Below are 17,270 nucleotides of genomic sequence, written 5' to 3'. Positions count from 1 at the left end.
GAGCAGCTCGACCGACCAGGACCCGCGCGGGCGCGCCGGCATGCCCGAAGCCCGTCAGGCGCCCTGGTTGACGTAGGAGTCGAGCTGGTCGCGTTCGAACTCGAGCCGGTCGATCTTGTGCTTGACCACGTCCCCGATGCTGACGATGCCGACGAGCGCGCCGTCCTCGACGACGGGCACGTGGCGGATGCGCATCGAGGTCATCGTCGCCATCAGCTCGTCGACGGTCGTGTCGGGAGTGCAGGTCTGCACGACGGCCGTCATGATCGCGCCGACGGTGTTGTTGACCACCGTGCCGTCGTGGTGCAGGTGTCGGACGATGTCACGCTCGCTGACGATGCCGTCGAGCGAGGTGCCGTCGGCGCTGACGATCAGCGCACCGACGTTGTGCTCGGCGAGGAGCGCGAGCAGGTCCCGTACGCCGGCGTCGGGGCCGACCGTGATGACCTCGGAGATCGCCTTGGCTTGGAGCACGTCGTGGATGCGCATGGGACACCTCGCTGGTCGGCAGATTCCGACGGTACCCACGCAAACCGGAACTGAGAAGGGGCTGGCCGCCTACTGGTCCTCGGACCTGCGCCGACGTGCCGAGAGGTCGTGCAACACACCCTGCTCGGGGCGTACGACGTCGGGGTCGTCTCCGTCCGGCACCGCGCCGAGGTAGGAGAGCGCCTGGTCGTGCAACCGGCCGTTGGTCGCCACTGCGTTGCCGCCCCACGGCCCCGGCGTGCCCGCCAGGGAGGTGAACGTCCCCCCGGCCTCGCGCACGATCACGTCGAGCGCCGCCATGTCGTAGGTCTCCAGCTCGGGCTCCGCGGCGATGTCGACCGCACCCTCGGCCACGAGCATGTAGGACCAGAAGTCGCCGTACGCCCGGGTCCGCCAGCAGCGCCGGCTCAGCGCGAGGAAGTCCTGCAGCTGTCCGGCCTGCTCCCACCCGGTGAGGGAGGAGTAGGAGAACGACGCGTCGGCGAGGTCGTCGACGTCGGAGACGCGGCAGGCCGTGGCGCGCAGCAACGAGCGGCCGGTCCACGCCCCCCCACCCTTCGACGCCCACCAGCGCCGGTTGAGCTGCGGAGCCGAGACGACACCGACGACGACCTCGTCGTCGACGGCCAGCGCGATCAGCGTCGCCCAGACGGGCACGCCCCGCACGAAGTTCTTGGTCCCGTCGATCGGGTCCACGATCCAGCGGCGCGAGCCGCTGCCGGTCGTGCCGTGCTCCTCGCCGGTGACGGCGTCCCGCGGCCGGGCGCGGGAGAGAGTACGGCGGATCCCCTCCTCGACGGCGCGGTCGGCGTCGGTGACCGGTGTGAGGTCGGGCTTGCGGGCGACGTGCAGGTCGAGTGCCTTGAACCGGTGACCGGTCAGGGAGTCCGCGTCGTCGGCCAGGACGTGCGCGAGGCGCAGGTCGTCGGTGTAGTCCGGAGCACGGTCACCAGAGGCCATGCGGGTCACCGTAGCGGCCGACACGCCCGGATGCTCAGTCCCCCTCGGCGCGTTCGCGGCTCGCGAGCAGCCGCCGGAACGAGTCGACCCGCCCTGGCGTGGTGTCACCCGCGGCCAGCGCCTCGTCGAGGCCGCACTCCGGGGCGTCGTACCCGTGCCCACAACCGCGGGAGCAGGCATCCGTGTGGACCTCGAGGTCCGGGAAGAAGTCGATGAGCCGCTCGGCGTCGACGTGGGCGAGGCCGAACGACCGGATGCCGGGGGTGTCGACGATCCACCCGTCACCGCCGGGCAGCTCCAGCATGATCGCCGACGTCGAGGTGTGCCGGCCGCGGCCGGTGACGGCGTTGACGTGCCCCGTCGAGCGGGCCGCGCCAGGCACCAGACCGTTGACCAGGGTCGACTTGCCGACGCCGCTGTGGCCGATGAGCACGCTCGTGCGGCCGGCCAGGCGCTCGCGCAGGTCGCTGAGCTCGGTGCCGGCGCGGGTCACCACCCACGGCACGTCGAGCGGGCGGTAGATCTCCAGCAGCGTCTCGGGGTCGGCGAGGTCCGGCTTGGTGAGGCAGAGCAGCGGATCCATCCCTGCGTCGTACGCCGCCACGATCGCGCGGTCGATGAGCCGGGGGCGCGGCTCGGGGTCGGCGAGGGCCGCGACGACCACCAGCTGGTCGACGTTGGAGACGATCACCCGCTCAACGGGGTCGTCGTCGTCCGCGCTGCGGCGCAGGACGGTGGTGCGCTCGTCGACCAACGCGATGCGCGCCAGTGTGCCCTCGGCCCCGGTGGTGTCCGCGACCAGGCGAACGCGGTCACCGACGACGACGGCCTTGCGGCCCAACGGGCGGGCCTTCATCGCGGTGACAACCGTGCCGTCGTCGAGCAGGCACGTGTAGCGGCCGCGGTCGACGGTGGTCACCCGCGCCGGCACGGCGTCGTCGTAGCTGGGCCGGTCCTTGGTGCGGGGGCGCGTACGGCGACGCGGGCGCTCGTAGCTCTCCGGGTCGTGGGCGTCGAACCGCGGGCTCACGCGAACATGCCCGCCCACGTCCCGGCGAAGTCCGGGAAGGTCTTGCTGGTGGTCGCGATGTCCTCGACCCGTACGTCGGGGACGGCGGCGCCGAGCACGACCGCGGCATGCGCCATGCGGTGGTCGGCGTACGTGCGGAACGTGCCCCCGTGCAGCCGAGCAGGCCGGATCCGCAGGCCGTCGTCGGTCTCGGTGACCTCGCCCCCGAGGCGGTTGATCTCGGTGGCCAGCGCCTTGAGCCGATCGGTCTCGTGACCGCGGATGTGGGCCACCCCGCGCAGCACCGAGGGGGAGTCCGCCAATGCGCAGAGCGCGGCGACCACCGGGGTCAGCTCACCGACGTCGTGCAGGTTCACATCGATGCCGTGCAGCTCGCGACCCGTCACGCGCAGGCCGTCGGCCTCGACGCTCACCTCGGCACCGAGCTGCACGAGGAGGTCGCGCCAGGCGTCGCCGGCCTGGGTCGTCGTGGCCGGCCAGTCGCGCACCAGCACCGACCCGCGGGTCGCGGCCGCGAGCGCCAGGAACGGTCCGGCGTTCGACAGGTCGGGCTCGATGACGGTGTCGAGCGCGGTCACCGGACCGGGCGCGACGCGCCACCGGGCAGGCTCGCTGTCGTCGACCTCGACGCCACGCTCGCGCAGGCACGCGACCGTCATGTCGATGTGGGGCAGCGACGGCAGCGGTCCGCCCTCGTGGCGCACGTCCACGCCCTCGTCGTACGCCGGAGCGGCCAGCAGGAGGGCGGACACGAACTGGCTCGAGGACGACGCGTCGATCGTGACCGAGCCGCCCTTGACCGCACCTGTGCCGTGGACGACGAACGGCAGCGTCCCGCGTCGGTCGTCGTCGACGTCGACCCCGAGGTCGCGCAGACCGCCGAGCACCGCGCCCATCGGCCGCGTCCGGGCGTGCGGGTCGCCGTCGAAGCGGACCGGGCCGGAGGACAGTGCGGCGAGGGCCGGCACGAACCGCATCACGGTGCCGGCGAGCCCGCAGTCGACGTCGACGTCACCGCGCCACGCACCCGGCGTCACGGTCCAGTCGGCGCCCGCGCTGTCCACCTCGGCACCGAGCGCGGTCAGAGCCGCGGCCATCAGTTGGGTGTCGCGGGAGTGCAGGGCGGCGCGCAGCACGGACGGGCGATCGGCGAGCGCGGCGAGCACGAGGGCACGGTTGGTGAGCGACTTCGAGCCCGGCAGGCGGACGTCGGCGACCACCGGCGCCGCGGCGTACGGCGCCGGCCACGTGTCGCGGTGATCGGCAGGAGTCATCGCTCGGAGTCTAGGCCCGGGCGTCCGGCGATGAGGACGGCGATGGCGGTCGTGATCGGCACGGCGGCGACGATGCCGAGACTCCCGACGAGGCCGCGCAGCACCTCCTGGCCGATCCCGTCCGACAACAACGCACTGCCGAAGTCCGAGGACGTCAGGCTCAGCAGGAGCAGCAGCGGGAGCATCGAGGAGGCGTAGGCGAGACACAGCGTGTTGACCGCCGCCGTCACGTGTGAGCGGCCGATGCGCATGGCGGCCCGGAAGACGCGTCGTCGCGAGGCCGTCGGGTCCGCAGCGCGCAGCTCCCACACCGCCGCCGCCTGGGTCACGGTCACGTCGTCGAGCACGCCGAGCGCACCGATGATCAGACCGGCCAGGATCAGGCCCTCGTAGTCGAGGTCCTCCCGCAACGCGCTGAGGAAGGTGACCGACTCGTTGCTGAAGCCGGTGAACTGCGCAGCCGCCGAGAAGTACGCGCCGAGCACCCCGGCCAGCACGAGCGAGAGCAGCGTGCCGATGAACGCCACGGACGTGACCGCCCGGATGCCGTGCCCGAGGTAGAGCGTCACGACCATGACGCCGGAGGCCGCCACGATCGCCACGAGCAGCGGCGAACGCCCCTCGAGCAGGTTGGGCAGGACGAACCAGATCACCAGCGCTAGCGACGCCGTGAGGCTCAGCAGCGAGGCGACCCCGCGCCACCGCGACAACGCCACCACCGCGACCGCGAAGAGCGCGATGAGCAGATACATGGGCGTGGAGCGGTCGAAGTCGGCGATCGACCACTGCACCGCCTCGAGACCACCGGGGGAGTGGAACAGGACGACGTCGTCACCCGCCTCGACGCGGGGTGCGCCGGTGCCCATCGGCAGCGGCGCCTCGACGACGTCTCCGGCCGAGGCGCCGGTGTGCTCGGCGTTCGCGTCGAGTCGCACCCGGGTCGAGGTGCACGTGCCCGACGCGCCCTGGCCGACCACGTCGGCCAGCTCGGGGGAGCAGGGCTGGAGGGCCTCGACCGTGCCGGTCACCCGTTCGGGTCGCTCGTAGCCCTCCGGTCGTTCGACGTCGCCGCTGGGCCAGAGGACCACGAGCGCGACGGCGGTGATCGCGACGAGCGGGAGGACCACGGCGGCGAGGCCGAGGACCACCCGGCGCGGCAGGTCGATCCGGCCACCGTGGTCAGGATCCTCGGACCCCCGCCGGTGGCTGTGGTGAGCGCCCAGGGGTCAGCCGACCTGGGCGCGGGCCAGCTTGGCCTCGCGACGTGCCGACTTCGCAGCGCGCGTGGTCTCGCGGCGTACGTCGCCGGCAGCGCGCTTGGCCCGCCAGGCGACGCCCGGCTTGCCGTCGGTGTCGACGGCGCCGAGGAGCAGCCCGCCGAGCATGGACAGGTTCTTGAAGAAGTGCACCTGCTGGTTGGCCTTCGCGCCCGGGTCGGTCTCCTCCCAGAAGCGGTGACCGGCGGCCGTAGTGGGCACCAGCGTCGCGGCCAGCACGGCACTCGAGAGTCGCGGAGCGCGGCCGGTGGCCAGCGCGAGCCCGGCGACGACGTGGATCGCTCCGTTGATCTTCACCTGCGTCTGCGCGTCCTTCGGCAGCGGCACCTGGGCCTTCTGCGCGCCGGACGCCAGCTTGTCGGCGACCGGCTGGACCTGCGGGGCCATCGCGGAGGCGTTGCGCAGCGAGTTGATGCCCCCGACGACGAACATCGAGGCAAGCAGCGGACGAGCGACCAACCGGGTGACAGTCATGGGCCCCTTCCTACCCCATGCGGACCTGTTTACGCCCGGGGGCCGGCGCCGCGCGGGCGCTACGGTGAGGGCATGTGCGGTCGCTACGCGTCGAGCCGGGAGCCGGACGACCTCGTCGACGAGTTCGACGTCGCCGTGAGCATGGTGGGTGCCGGGATCCCCGCCGACTACAACGTCGCGCCGACCAAGGAGGTCTACGCCGTCCTGGAGCGTCCACCGGCTCCGGACCGCGGTCGCCCGGCGCCCGAGCGCCAGCTGCGCGTGCTCACCTGGGGCCTCGTGCCCTCGTGGGCCAAGGACCCGAAGATCGGGAACCGGATGATCAACGCCCGCGCCGAGACCGTCGCCGAGAAGCCGTCCTTCCGCAAGGCGTTCGCGGCCCGGCGCTGCGTGCTCCCCGCCGACGGCTACTACGAGTGGTACGCCGGGCAGCCCGACGAGCGCGGGAAGCCGCGCAAGCAGCCGTTCTTCATCCACCCCGCCGACGACTCAGAGGTGCTGGGCATGGCGGGGCTCTACGAGATCTGGCGCGACCCGACCAAGCCCGACGACGCCGAGGACCGCTTCCGCTGGACGTGCACGGTCATCACGACCGAGGCCGAGGACTCGCTGGGGCGGATCCACGACCGGATGCCGATGCTGGTCGAGCGCGAGCACCGCGACCAGTGGCTCGACCCCCGGGTCAGCGGCAACGACCTGCTCGGCCTGCTCGTGCCGGCCGCTCCCGGTCGGCTGGTCGCGCACCCGGTGTCCCCGGCGGTCGGCAACGTCGCCAACAACGGGCCCGAGCTCACCGCGCCCATCCCGATCAGCGAGGCGTTGGTGGAGGCCTGATGGCACTCGCCGGACGCCAGGTGCGCGAGCTCGAGACCCCTCAGGGGACGGCTCGCCTGCACATCTCCCGCGCACGCCGACCCCGGGCCACGGTGTTGCTCTCGCACGGCGCGGGCGGCGGGGTCGACGCGCCCGACCTCGTGGCGCTGGACGCCGGACTGCCGCGTCTCGACGTCACGGTCATCCGCCTCGAGCAGCCGTGGCGCGTCGCCGGTCGCAAGATCGCCGGCCCTCCGGCGTCGCTGGACGCTGCGTTGGTCGCGGTCGCCTCCCAGCTGCGCACCCGAACGCCGCTGGTGCTGGGCGGTCGGAGCGCCGGCGCCCGCAGCGCGGCACGGTGCGCCCGGACACTGGGAGCCTCGGGCGTCCTGGCGCTGGCCTTCCCGCTGCACCCGCCCGGCAAGCCCGAGCGGTCCCGCCTCGAGGAGCTGCTCGGCGCCGGCGTACCCACGCTCGTGGTCCAGGGGGAGCGGGACCCGTTCGGCCGCCCTGAGGAGTTCCCGGCCGACTCCGCGCGCCGCCGGCTGGTCGTCGTGCCGGAGGCCGGTCACGAGCTGACAGTGAGGGCGCGGGCGGCGCTGACGCCCGAGGAGGTCGCCGCGCTGATCGTCGAGGCGACGGAGGAGTGGCTCGAGCGCGAGGTCGTCGGGACCGGCTGACGCGTCGGAATACCCATCGGCTCGGTGTCGTTGTGCCGATGTAGCGCCCGACGAGGGAAGGACGCGTGCTGACGGTGGTGACCACCCTGGAGGCCGACCGCATAGGCTGGTCGGCGATGAGCGACGAGACGAGCGACGACCCCACCCCCGAGGAGGAGGTCGTCGACCTGGCGAGCGAGTCCGCCGAGGCGCGCGCGGCGCGGTTCGAGCGCGACGCCCTGCCGTTCCTGGACCAGCTGTACGGCGCGGCGATGCGGATGACGCGCAACCCCGCCGACGCCGAGGATCTGGTGCAGGAGGCGTTCGCGAAGGCCTACGCGTCGTTCCACCAGTTCAAGCCCGGCACCAACCTCAAAGCCTGGCTCTACCGCATCCTGACCAACACCTTCATCAACAACTACCGCAAGAAGCAGCGTCAGCCGCAGCAGTCGATGACCGAGGACGTCGAGGACTGGCAGCTGGCCCGCGCGGAGTCCCACACCTCCACCGGCCTGAAGTCGGCGGAGGTCGAGGCGCTCGAGCGCCTGCCCGACTCCGACGTCAAGGACGCGCTGCAGCGGCTGCCCGAGGATTTCCGCCTCGCGGTCTATCTCGCCGATGTCGAGGGATTCCCCTACAAGGAGATCGCCGAGATCATGGAGACCCCGATCGGGACGGTCATGTCCCGGTTGCACCGGGGTCGGCGACAGCTGCGCGACATGCTCGCCGACTACGCGCGCGAGCGCGGCATGAAGGTTCCCCACGACGCCGGGACGGGAGGTCGGTCATGAGTGGACCACTGGGCGAGGAGTGCGGGTGCGACTGCACGCAGGCACTCGAGCAGCTCTATCTCTTCCTCGACTCCGAGATCGACAACGCCACCTGCGAGGAGATCCAGGCCCACGTCGACTCGTGCTCGGCCTGCCTGAGCGCCTACGACCTCGAGCGCCTCGTCAAGGCGTTGGTCTCGCGCTCGTGCTCCGAGCGCGCACCCGAGCCGTTGCGCGAGCGGGTCTTGATGAGCATCCGCCAGGTGCAGGTGCGCATCGAGCTCCAGGACTGAGCATCGCGTCCCGGTTTGGCGCAGTGCTGCCCGACCTGGGATGATGGCCGACGGCTCGGTGCCCCCGGGCCCTCGAAGAGCCGAGGAGGAACCATGGGCAAGACCGGCCGCAAGCGTCGTGCGCGTCGCAAGAAGGGCGCGAACCACGGCAAGCGCCCCAACGCGTGAACCTGCGCTGACCTGAGCATCCGAACCCCCGCGCCGCGCCGGCCCGGGGGTTCGTTGCTGCTTGGATGACTCTCATGAGTACGCCGCAGCTGCCCGCCGGTGCCGAGGCCCGGCTCACCTTCACCGTCTCCGACGACGACACCGCCGCCGCCGTGGGCTCCGGCGACCTGGCCGTGCTCGGCACCCCACGGCTACTGGCGTGGTGCGAGGCAGCCACCTGCGCCGCGATCGCCGACCACCTGGACGCTGCGAGCACGTCGGTCGGCACCCGGGTCGCGCTCGAGCACCGCGCGGCCAGCCCCGTCGGTGCGGTCGTCGACGTGCACGCCACGCTGGTCCACGTCGACGGACGCCTGGCGCGCTTCTCGGTCGCCGCCGAGCACCGGGTCGGGGACGGCCCACCGGTCCTGGTCGGGACCGGCGAGGTCACCCGGGTGGTCGTCGACGCCGAGCGGTTCCTCGCGCGACTCGGCTGAGTCGCGCGAGGCGCCGCTCAGATCCCGAACGTGTTGCGCGGGTAGGCGGCCTCGACGTCGGTGATGACGTTGACCAGGTAGGGCACGCCGGAGGCGAACGCCCGGTCGAGGGTAGGTCCGATCTCGCGCGGGTCGGTGACCTCCTCGCCCGCTCCGCCGAGTGCCTTGACGACCTCGTGGTAGCCCGTGCGCGGCGTGAGGTCGGCGGCGACGTCGTAGCCGTAGAGCATCTGCATCGGGCCCTTCTCCAGCCCCCAGGCGCCGTTGTTGCCCACGACCATGACGACCGGCAGGTCGTGGCGCACCAGCGTGTCGACGTCCATCAGCGACATCCCGGCAGCACCGTCGCCGTAGAGCAGGACCACCTGCGACGACGGGCGCGCCAGGCGCGCGGCGATCGCGCCACCCAGGCCCGCACCGAGGCAGCCGTACGGCCCCGGGTCGAGCCAGCCGCCGGGGCGCTTGGGCTCGACGTACTTGCCGGCGAAGGACACGAAGTCACCACCATCACCGACGACGACGGCGTCCTCGGCGAGCCGGGGGACCAGCTCGCCGTAGATGCGCGCCGGGTGGATGGGGTCGGCCTCGGCCCGCAGCAGCTCGTCATCGCGCGCCGTGGCGGCCGCGACCGTCTCCTGCAGCGTGCCCACCCACCCGCTCCAGTCCGTACGCCGGCTCTGGCCCTGCACCGCGGTGAGCAGCCCGTCGAGGACGAGCGTGAGGTCACCGCTGGCCGAGCCGGCGAGCTCGGCGTGCCGCGAGACCTGGCCGGGGGAGTCGGCGAGGTGCACGGTCTTCGCGACCGGCGCGCCCTCCTTGCCGCCGAACACGCCATAGCTGAGCCGGAAGTCGAGCGGGGTGCCGACGACGATCACCAGGTCGCTGGTGCCGAGCGCGACGCTGCGGGCCTTCGTCATCAGCAGCCGGTGGCCGCCGGGGACGACGCCGCGTCCCATGCCGTTGGTGATGGCCGGGAGCTGGAGCTCCTCCACCAGCCGCAGCGCGGCCTCCTCGGCGCCGTCTGCCCAGACGTCGGTGCCGAGGACCAGCACCGGACGCTCTGCCCCGGCGAGGAGCGCGGCGATCCGCTCCAGCGCGTCGGTGTCGGGCTGCAGGCGGGCCGGCATCGACAGGTCGGGGGTGTCCACGACGGCGGTGTTGAACAGCTCGTCCATGGGGACGTCGACGAAGACGGGCCCGCGGTGGGAGCTCCCGGCCGCAACGAACGCCTCCTGCATGCCGGCGGCGATCTCGGGGGCCGTCGGGATCGTCCGCGCGAGCTTGGAGACCGGCGCGAGGATCGGCGGCTGGTCGAGCTCCTGGAGGCTGCCCGTGCCCCACCGCGCAGCGGGTGCGCGGCCCCCGACGACGACCATGGGGGAGCCGGCGAACTGCGCCTGGGCGACGGCGCTGACGCCGTTGGTGACCCCGGGTCCCGCGGTGAGCACGGCGAGGCCGGGGCGCCGGGTCAGCTTGCCGGTCGCCTCGGCGGCGAACGCAGCGGTCTGCTCGTGCCGGACGTCGAGGAGCCGCACCGGCGGGTCGGCGCGCACGGCGGCGTCGTACATCGGGAAGACGTGCGCGCCCGAGAGGGTGTACATCACGTCGACACCGTGGGCCGCGGCGACGGCCAGGGCGTGGTCGCCCCCGTGGCCATCGATCTTGCCGTCGATCTTCTCGGTGGTCTGCTGGTGGGTCGGCTCCGTCATGTGACGGAGGTTACCGGCGCGTCACGTGTGGCGTCCGGAGGACGCAGCGGCTCCCTCCGGACCCGGGTCGACGAGGACCGCGCCGTTGGTGCGGCGCAGAGCGTCGATCAGCACGAGCAGCAGGTCGCTGCGCACCGCCGGCGGTTGCGGCGCCAGCGCCAGTTGCAGGTGCAGCGCGCGCAAAAACGCCTGCGCGTCCGCTGGTCGGAGGTAGGGATCCTCGTCGAGGGAGCGCTGCACCGGCACCGCCTCCGCAGCGATCCGGTTGACCCACGGCTCCAGGACGTCGAGGCCGAGCAGGTCGCGGCGCAGGACGTGCAGCACCGCCTCGGCCAACCGGTCGACCTCACCGCCCAGGAACCTCTGCGGCGCCTCGGTCAGCACCCGGTCGGCGACCACGTCGAGCACCACGGTGAGCTCCAGCTCACCGCACCGCGGCGAGCGCGCCAACGCCGCGAGGGCGTCGGCGCCGTGCGCGACAGCGTGGGCGAGCCCCTGGCCCGGCACGAAGGCACGCAGGTCGCGCTCGCGCAGCAGCCAGGTCATCACCCGGTCACCCCAGCTGAGCACCTGGTCGGCGGTGAGCAGGTCGCGCCCGCCCGGGCGCTCGCTGTCGCGGTCGATGCAGGCAGCCAGGACGACCGCGCACAGGGACCGGCGGAACACCGACGCGGTGTCCTGCTCACCGAGCCCCACGTCCAGGCCGCGCGCGATCCCGTCACCCAGCCCCGGCAGCAGGTCGTCGTACACCCCGCGGTCGATCCAGGTCAGCAGCACGGCGAGGGCGACCTCGTGCCGCTCGCGGGGGTCGGGGGCCCCGAGCAGCCGGGTGAGCTCCGCCGTGAGGTCGGTCAGGGGACGGTCCGTCGGGACCGCGAAGTCCCTCGCGACCACCTCTGCCCAGAATCCCGAGACCATGGACAACATCCTGACACGGTTCGCGGCCTAGGCTGCATCCCGTGTCGTCCCTGTCCGAGCTCGTCCGCGCGCACACCGATCTCGATGCCGAGGACGTCGCGTGGCTGCACCAGCTGCTCGCCGACTGGCAGATCATCGCCGACCTCTCCTTCGCCGACCTGGTCCTCTGGCTGCCCGACCGCGACGGCGCCGGCTTCTGGGCAGGCGCGCAGATCCGGCCCACGACGGGCCCGACGGCGTACGTCGACGACCTGGTCGGCGGCTACCTCGCACGCGGCACACGGCCACTGCTGGACACCGCCTACGACCACGCCCGGATCGCACGCGAGGGCGACCCGGAGTGGCGCGACGACGTGCCGGTGCGGGTGGAGGCGATCCCCGTGCGCCGCGGCAGGCGCGTGCTGGCGGTGATCGGGCGCAACACGAACCTGCTCGGGGTCCGCACCCCCAGCCGGCTGGAGCTGTCCTACCTGCAGACGGCGACCGAGCTCACCCAGATGATCAGCGCCGGGCGCTTCCCGCTGCCCGGCCAGCGCTCCGACCATGCCGACTCGCCGCGGGTGGGCGACGGGTTCCTGCGCATCGACGCCGAGGGGCGCGTCGGCTACGCCAGCCCCAACGCCCAGTCGGTCTACCGGCGCCTCGGGCTGACCGGTGACCTGACGGGACAGACGCTCGCCGAGGTGACCCGGGCCCTGGTCCCGGTGCGTTACCGGGTCGACGAGGAGACGGTCTCGGCAGTCCTGGGCGGACGCCTGGCGCGCGAGACCGAGCTCGGCAACGGCGAGGTGGTGGTCATCGCCAGGTCCATCCCGCTGGCACCGACCGGCACCCACAGCGGGGCGCTCGTCCTGCTGCGCGACGTCAGCGACCTGCGTCGCCGTGACCGCGAGCTGCTCACCAAGGACGCGACGATCCGCGAGATCCACCACCGGGTGAAGAACAACCTGCAGACCGTCGCCGCACTGCTGCGGCTCCAGGCGCGGCGCATCCCGTTCCCGGAGGGACGCCAGGCTCTGGAGGAGGCTGTGCGCCGCGTGGGGTCGATCGCGATCGTGCACGAGACGCTCAGCCAGGCCTTCGACGAGAGCGTCGACTTCGACGACGTCGCGGACCGGATCCGGCGGATGGTGGCTGACATCGGCACCCGCGGGGCGGTCGTCCACACGCGGCGGGAGGGCTCCTTCGGGATGCTGCCCGCCGAGGTCGCGACGCCGCTGGCGATGGTGCTGACCGAGATCCTGCAGAACGCCGTCGAGCACGGGTACGGCGAGACCGGCACCGGCACCGTCGTCCTGCGCATCGCGCGCGAGCGGGCGCCGGAGGGGTCCGAGGACGACGTGCTGCGCTTCTGGGTCACCGACGACGGGCGCGGACTTCCGCCGGACTTCGACCCGGGGGCCGCGGCGGGCCTGGGGTTGTCGATCGTGCGGACCCTGGTGTCCTCGGAGCTCGGAGGGGAGCTGGAGTTCGGCCGGGCAGAGCCGCACGGCACCGAGGTGGCCGGGGTGATCCGGCTCGCCGACGTACCCACCCGCGGCTGACGGTCCGGCTCGTCGTGCTCCTCGGGAGCGTCAGGCGGTGCGTACGCGGGCGCGAGCGTTGCGGCGCTTCAGCGCGCGGCGCTCGTCCTCGCTCATCCCGCCCCAGACACCGTGGTCCTGCCCGGCCTCCAACGCCCACGCGAGACACTGCTCGCGGACGTCGCAGCGTCGGCACACCTTCTTCGCCTCCTCGATCTGGAGGATGGCGGGACCGGTGTTGCCGATCGGGAAGAACAGCTCTGGGTCCTCGTCGAGGCATGCAGAGCGGTGGCGCCAATCCATGGCGGGGGACTCCTCTACTCGGGTTGCTTCCCGCCTGACCGGTAGGCCGCGCGGGGTGCTCAGCCCGACCCGAGGCCGGACACGACACTGTCCGCGGTCAAATCGGGGGTACCCGGCGATCCGCGGACTCCTTGAGCATCGCAAGAGAACCGGTCGCGCACAACCCTCTCAGCGGGGTCACGTTGGTCACAGCAGTCACGCGAGTAGGCTCCCTCGCCGTGACTCCCACCCCCCGCGCCACGCCCTTCCTGCGCGTCGCCGCCGTCCTGGTCGCCCTCGAGGGAGCCGCGCTGATCGTGCTCGCCGTGCTCGAGGCGCTCACGGTCTCGGGGGAGCGACTGGTCATGGGGCTGACCACCACCGTGTTCTTCCTCGGGTACGGCGCGGCGCTCCTCGTCGGCGCCTGGGGCCTGCTGCGACCCTGGGACCTCGTCCGCAGCCCGGTGGTGCTCGCCCAGCTCATCCAGCTCGGGGTGGCCTGGAGCTTCCGCGGAGGGGACACCGGGGCCGTCGCTGCTGTGCTCGCCGTCACCGCGGTCGCGGTCCTCGTGCTGGTGCTGCTGCCGTCGTCGACGGCGTACCTCGTCCCCGAGGACGAGCAGTAGCAAGGCCGTCCTAGACGGTCGACTCCTCCATGACCTCGCGCATCTGCGCCAGCGAGCGGCTCAGCAGGCGCGAGACGTGCATCTGCGAGACGCCGACGTCGTTGGCGATCTGGCTCTGCGTCATGCCGCCGAAGAACCGCAGCAGCACGATCCTGCGCTCACGCGGCTCCAGCCGGTCGAGCAGCGGCTCGAGCGAGGCCCGGATCTCGACGTTGGCCAGCGCATCGTCCTCGGCTCCCAGGGAGTCGGCGAGGGTGAGCGTGCCCTCGTCGCCCGGCGCGTCCGGCCGGTCGAGCGAGAGGGTCTGGTAGGCGTTGCCGGACTCGATGCCCTCGATGACCTCGTCGACCGTGCAGTCCAGACGTTGCGCGAGCTCGGTGGGCGTGGGGGAGCGCCCCAGCTCCTGCGACATCTCCGAGGTGACGGCACTGATCTGCTGGCGCAGCTCCTGCAGGCGCCGCGGCACCCGGATCGCCCAGCCCTTGTCGCGGAAGTGCCGCTTGATCTCCCCGACGATGGTCGGGGTGGCGTAGGTGGAGAACTCCACGCCGCGCTCGAGGTCGAACCGGTCGACCGCCTTCAGCAGCCCGATGGTGCCGACCTGCACGAGGTCCTCGAGCGGCTCGCCGCGGTTGCGGAAGCGGCGCGCGCAGTGGTGCACCAGCGGCAGGTGCAGCTCGATGAGCTGGTCGCGGGCGTCCGAGCGCTCGGCGCTGCCCTCCTCGGCGGCCAGCAGCCGCTCGAAGAGTGCCTGCGTGGCCGCTCGCGTCGCGCTGCGCGCCGTCGCGCGTGCGTCGGGCACCTCCGGCGTCGCGGAGGGGTCGGCCGTCGTGTCCACGGCGCTCAGGACTCCGTCACCAGGCCGACCGGTCCGGTGGCGCCACCGCTGGTGGACGAGCGGGCGGTCAGCACCAGTCGCACGCAGTCCGCGTCGGTCGAGGCGGTGACCTCGGCGGTGAGGGCCGACAGCACCTGCCAGGAGAAGCTGTCACGGTCGGGCTCGTGGGGGTCGGCGCTCTGTGCCTGGAGCGTCACGGTCAGCGCGTCGGCCTCGAGGCGGAAGTCGCAGGCGAGCTGCGAGCCCGGCACGGCCTGGGGCAACAGCATGGAGCTGGCCTCGTCGACGGCCGTGCGGATGTCCTCAATGTCGTCGAGCGGGAAGTCGAGACGGGCCGCGAGCCCCGCCGCGGCGGTACGGAGGATCAGCACGAACGCCCCGTCCGCGGGAAGGCGCAGCGACACCTCGGCGGTCGTGCGTCCACCGAGCGCGCCCGTGCTCTGCTGGGTTCCTGCGTGTGCGTTCATGTGATCCTCCGTCCGGTGTCCGCGCTCAGGCCTTCTTGGTCTCCCAGAAGATCTCCGCGATCTCGTCGATCTTCGCGAGGAGCTGGTCGGCCACGTCGGCGTCGAGGGTGCCCTTCGCGCCACCGGCACCGGCGAGCTTGGTGGCCTCGTTCACGAGGGTGTGCAGGTGCGGGTACTTCTCGAAGTGCGGCGGCTTGAAGTAGTCGGTCCAGAGCACCCAGAGGTGGTGCTTGACCAGCTCGGCGCGCTGCTCCTTGATGAGCACGGCGCGCGTGCGGAAGTCCGGGTCGTCACTGTCGGCGACCTTGGCGATGATGGCCTTGATGGACTCCGCCTCGATGCGCGCCTGGGCCGGGTCGTAGACGCCGCAGGGCAGGTCGCAGTGGGCCTGGGCCTCGAGGGTGGGGGCGAAGAGTCGCGCGAGCATACGGAGTACCTCTCTCGTCAATAGATCGGCTGTGGTTGGGACACTACTCCCGCGCGGGGACCGGCGTCCGGCCACCCCGCTGGGACTGCGGGAGGCACGATGGGAGACATACCCCCCACCACGGGCTCTACGCCCGCGGCCGGCCGTCCGCCCGGACGGTGGGGGATCGTCGTGGTCCGGGGCCGCTCCATGCAGCCGACGCTGCGCGACGGGGACCGGCTGCTGGTCCGGTACGCCGCCCGCCGGCGGCCGGGGCAGGTCGCGCTGGTGCGTCTGCCCGACGGGGTCGTCGCGGTGAAGCGCCTCGCGCACCAGGAGCCCGACGGTGCCTGGTGGGTCGAGCGCGACAACCCGCGCGAGGGCGTGGACTCCTGGTCGGTCGGCGCAGTCACCGAACCCGATGTGTGGGGCGTGGCGGCGGTGCGACTGTGGCCGCGTCCGGCAAGGCTGCGCCGGCGTCGGTAGTGCGGGCTGACACCCGACGGACTCCGCACCCGGCCCCCGCGTTTCGACCCTCGGCCACTCGGGCCACGGAAGTCGCCTTGTGCCACACTGACCGGCGCCCGTAGACCGCCTTGAGGGAAGTGCGTGAAGCCTGCGATGACGTCGTCCGAGAAGACCACCCAGTCCGCCGTGTCCGACCAGGACCCGGTCTTCGCGCTGCACGTCGGCGGCAAGATGGAGATCAGCTCCACCGTTGCGCTGACGGGTGCCGACGAGCTGTCGCTGGCCTACACCCCCGGTGTGGCCCGGGTGTGCGAGGCCATCGCTGCCGAGCCCGAGCTGGTCGCGGACTACACCTGGGTCTCCAACACGGTCGCCGTCGTCACCGACGGCACCGCGGTCCTCGGCCTCGGCGACATCGGGCCCGCGGCCGCGATGCCGGTCATGGAGGGCAAGGCGGTGCTGTTCAAGCAGTTCGGCGGCGTCGACGCCATCCCGATCTGCCTCGACACGACCGACACCGACGAGATCATCGAGACGGTCGTGCGTCTGGCCCCCAGCTTCGGCGGGATCAACCTCGAGGACATCTCGGCCCCGCGCTGCTTCGAGATCGAGGACCGGCTCAAGGAGCGGCTCTCCATCCCCGTCTTCCACGACGACCAGCACGGTACGGCGGTGGTGGCGCTCGCCGCGCTGCAGAACGCGCTGCGGCTCACGGGTCGTCTGCCCAACACCACGCGCGTGGTCGTCTCCGGTGCCGGCGCCGCGGGCGTCGCGGTCGCCAAGATCCTCAAGGCCGCCGGCATCGGCGACCTCGCGGTGACCGACCGGCAGGGTGTCGTCAGCTCGACGCGCTCCGACCTCACCCCGGTCAAGATGGCGCTCGCCGAGGAGACGGCCGACCTCACCGGCCGGTCCGGCACCCTGGCCGAGGTGATGGCGGGCGCCGACGTCTACATCGGCGTCTCCGGCGGCACCGTGCCGGAGGAGGCCGTCGCCTCGATGGCACCCGACGCGATCGTCTTCGGTCTGGCCAACCCGACGCCCGAGGTGCACCCCGACATCGCCCACAAGTACGCCCGCGTCGTGGCGACCGGTCGCTCGGACTACCCCAACCAGATCAACAACGTGCTCGCGTTCCCGGGCATCTTCCGCGGTGCCTTCGACGTGCGTGCGACGGCGATCACCGAGGGCATGAAGCTCGCCGCGGCCAACGCACTCGCCGACCTCGTCGGTGACGACCTGCGCGAGGACCTGATCATCCCCTCGCCGTTCGACGACCGGGTGGGGCCCGCCGTCGCCGCGGCCGTCGCCGAGGCCGCGCGACGCGACGGGGTCGCCACCCGTTAACTC

At 72.5% G+C, this 17,270-nt stretch carries 22 protein-coding genes; 10 read left to right on the top strand and 12 right to left on the bottom strand.

Features of this window, described 5'->3' with window-relative positions:
• Positions 1 to 54: 54 nt before the first annotated feature.
• The 6 genes from J2S59_RS18450 to J2S59_RS18425 all read right to left on the bottom strand — a co-directional run bounded on the left by J2S59_RS18450 (position 55) and on the right by J2S59_RS18425 (position 5,504).
• Positions 55 to 489, bottom strand: coding sequence for a CBS domain-containing protein (locus J2S59_RS18450; RefSeq protein WP_068122944.1), 435 nt, complete (start codon positions 487 to 489; stop codon positions 55 to 57).
• A 69-nt stretch (positions 490 to 558) separates the two neighbouring features.
• Positions 559 to 1,449, bottom strand: coding sequence for a histidinol-phosphatase (gene hisN / locus J2S59_RS18445; protein WP_068122943.1), 891 nt, complete (start codon positions 1,447 to 1,449; stop codon positions 559 to 561).
• A 34-nt stretch (positions 1,450 to 1,483) separates the two neighbouring features.
• Positions 1,484 to 2,479: a ribosome small subunit-dependent GTPase A gene (gene rsgA / locus J2S59_RS18440; RefSeq protein ID WP_068122940.1), complete on the bottom strand. Its 996-nt coding sequence runs from the start codon at positions 2,477 to 2,479 to the stop codon at positions 1,484 to 1,486.
• Positions 2,476 to 3,753, bottom strand: a complete 1,278-nt coding sequence (aroA, locus tag J2S59_RS18435; RefSeq protein ID WP_068122935.1) for a 3-phosphoshikimate 1-carboxyvinyltransferase — start codon at positions 3,751 to 3,753, stop codon at positions 2,476 to 2,478. Before aroA ends, rsgA begins: the two co-directional genes overlap by 4 nt.
• Positions 3,750 to 4,880, bottom strand: a complete 1,131-nt coding sequence (locus tag J2S59_RS18430) for a YibE/F family protein (protein ID WP_306825373.1) — start codon at positions 4,878 to 4,880, stop codon at positions 3,750 to 3,752. The genes aroA and J2S59_RS18430 overlap by 4 nt, the downstream gene beginning before the upstream one ends.
• Positions 4,881 to 4,979: 99 nt before the next feature.
• Positions 4,980 to 5,504, bottom strand: coding sequence for a DoxX family protein (locus tag J2S59_RS18425; protein WP_068123234.1), 525 nt, complete (start codon positions 5,502 to 5,504; stop codon positions 4,980 to 4,982).
• Between the two features lie 72 nt (positions 5,505 to 5,576).
• Between J2S59_RS18425 and J2S59_RS18420 the strand changes: the two genes are divergently transcribed.
• The 6 genes from J2S59_RS18420 to J2S59_RS18400 all read left to right on the top strand — a co-directional run bounded on the left by J2S59_RS18420 (position 5,577) and on the right by J2S59_RS18400 (position 8,683).
• Positions 5,577 to 6,338, top strand: a complete 762-nt coding sequence (locus J2S59_RS18420; protein WP_068123237.1) for an SOS response-associated peptidase — start codon at positions 5,577 to 5,579, stop codon at positions 6,336 to 6,338.
• The gene (locus J2S59_RS18415; protein WP_068123241.1) at positions 6,338 to 6,997 is read left to right on the top strand and encodes an alpha/beta hydrolase family protein; all 660 of its coding nucleotides are present in this window, start codon (positions 6,338 to 6,340) and stop codon (positions 6,995 to 6,997) included. Before J2S59_RS18420 ends, J2S59_RS18415 begins: the two co-directional genes overlap by 1 nt.
• Before the next feature lie 116 nt (positions 6,998 to 7,113).
• Positions 7,114 to 7,767 (top strand): sigma-70 family RNA polymerase sigma factor, encoded by a 654-nt coding sequence (locus J2S59_RS18410; protein ID WP_068123251.1) that lies wholly within the window; start codon positions 7,114 to 7,116, stop codon positions 7,765 to 7,767.
• On the top strand, positions 7,764 to 8,039 hold the full coding sequence (rsrA, locus tag J2S59_RS18405; protein ID WP_068123245.1) for a mycothiol system anti-sigma-R factor: 276 nt from the start codon (positions 7,764 to 7,766) through the stop codon (positions 8,037 to 8,039). Before J2S59_RS18410 ends, rsrA begins: the two co-directional genes overlap by 4 nt.
• Before the next feature lie 93 nt (positions 8,040 to 8,132).
• Positions 8,133 to 8,207, top strand: a complete 75-nt coding sequence (locus J2S59_RS20395) for a 50S ribosomal protein bL37 (protein ID WP_369797015.1) — start codon at positions 8,133 to 8,135, stop codon at positions 8,205 to 8,207.
• Between the two features lie 74 nt (positions 8,208 to 8,281).
• On the top strand, positions 8,282 to 8,683 hold the full coding sequence (locus tag J2S59_RS18400) for a thioesterase family protein (RefSeq protein ID WP_068123248.1): 402 nt from the start codon (positions 8,282 to 8,284) through the stop codon (positions 8,681 to 8,683).
• Between the two features lie 17 nt (positions 8,684 to 8,700).
• Here the strand turns inward: J2S59_RS18400 and J2S59_RS18395 are convergent, their stop codons facing one another.
• Both J2S59_RS18395 and J2S59_RS18390 read right to left on the bottom strand, forming a co-directional pair.
• Positions 8,701 to 10,392, bottom strand: a complete 1,692-nt coding sequence (locus J2S59_RS18395; RefSeq protein WP_306825372.1) for an acetolactate synthase — start codon at positions 10,390 to 10,392, stop codon at positions 8,701 to 8,703.
• Positions 10,393 to 10,413: 21 nt separating this feature from the next.
• Complete coding sequence (locus tag J2S59_RS18390) at positions 10,414 to 11,310, bottom strand: DUF2785 domain-containing protein (protein WP_068124231.1); 897 nt, start codon at positions 11,308 to 11,310, stop codon at positions 10,414 to 10,416.
• Between the two features lie 41 nt (positions 11,311 to 11,351).
• Between J2S59_RS18390 and J2S59_RS18385 the strand changes: the two genes are divergently transcribed.
• Entirely contained in the window at positions 11,352 to 12,854 is a 1,503-nt protein-coding gene (locus J2S59_RS18385) for a sensor histidine kinase (RefSeq protein WP_068124233.1), read from the top strand.
• Between the two features lie 30 nt (positions 12,855 to 12,884).
• On the opposite strand, the gene J2S59_RS18380 is transcribed toward J2S59_RS18385, so the two are convergent.
• A complete protein-coding gene (locus J2S59_RS18380) occupies positions 12,885 to 13,136 on the bottom strand; it encodes a WhiB family transcriptional regulator (protein ID WP_068124235.1) in 252 nt (83 codons plus the stop codon).
• Between the two features lie 218 nt (positions 13,137 to 13,354).
• Here J2S59_RS18380 and J2S59_RS18375 point away from each other — a divergent pair, with 218 nt between their 5' ends.
• Complete coding sequence (locus J2S59_RS18375; RefSeq protein WP_068124237.1) at positions 13,355 to 13,741, top strand: hypothetical protein; 387 nt, start codon at positions 13,355 to 13,357, stop codon at positions 13,739 to 13,741.
• Between the two features lie 10 nt (positions 13,742 to 13,751).
• Here the strand turns inward: J2S59_RS18375 and J2S59_RS18370 are convergent, their stop codons facing one another.
• From J2S59_RS18370 to sodN, 3 genes are read right to left on the bottom strand one after another with little or no spacing between them, the layout of a single operon-like run.
• Positions 13,752 to 14,579, bottom strand: a complete 828-nt coding sequence (locus tag J2S59_RS18370) for an RNA polymerase sigma factor SigF (protein WP_246360582.1) — start codon at positions 14,577 to 14,579, stop codon at positions 13,752 to 13,754.
• 5 nt (positions 14,580 to 14,584) lie between these two features.
• Positions 14,585 to 15,046 carry an ATP-binding protein gene (locus J2S59_RS18365; protein WP_220138591.1) on the bottom strand — a complete coding sequence of 154 codons (462 nt, stop codon included), beginning with the start codon at positions 15,044 to 15,046 and terminating at the stop codon, positions 14,585 to 14,587.
• 25 nt (positions 15,047 to 15,071) lie between these two features.
• Positions 15,072 to 15,473 (bottom strand): superoxide dismutase, Ni, encoded by a 402-nt coding sequence (gene sodN, locus J2S59_RS18360; protein ID WP_068124242.1) that lies wholly within the window; start codon positions 15,471 to 15,473, stop codon positions 15,072 to 15,074.
• A gap of 99 nt (positions 15,474 to 15,572) precedes the next feature.
• Here sodN and J2S59_RS18355 point away from each other — a divergent pair, with 99 nt between their 5' ends.
• Together J2S59_RS18355 and J2S59_RS18350 are read left to right on the top strand one after the other, a co-directional pair.
• A complete protein-coding gene (locus J2S59_RS18355) occupies positions 15,573 to 15,938 on the top strand; it encodes a S24/S26 family peptidase (RefSeq protein WP_220138592.1) in 366 nt (121 codons plus the stop codon).
• A 135-nt stretch (positions 15,939 to 16,073) separates the two neighbouring features.
• The gene (locus tag J2S59_RS18350) at positions 16,074 to 17,267 is read left to right on the top strand and encodes an NAD(P)-dependent malic enzyme (protein ID WP_306825371.1); all 1,194 of its coding nucleotides are present in this window, start codon (positions 16,074 to 16,076) and stop codon (positions 17,265 to 17,267) included.
• Positions 17,268 to 17,270: the final 3 nt, after the last annotated feature.

It is taken from the genome of Nocardioides massiliensis, assembly GCF_030811215.1.
Taxonomy (GTDB): Bacteria; Actinomycetota; Actinomycetes; order Propionibacteriales; family Nocardioidaceae; genus Nocardioides_A; species Nocardioides_A massiliensis.
The sequence above is the reverse complement of the archived record's forward strand: the minus strand, read 5'-3'. Positions and strand labels throughout refer to the sequence as shown.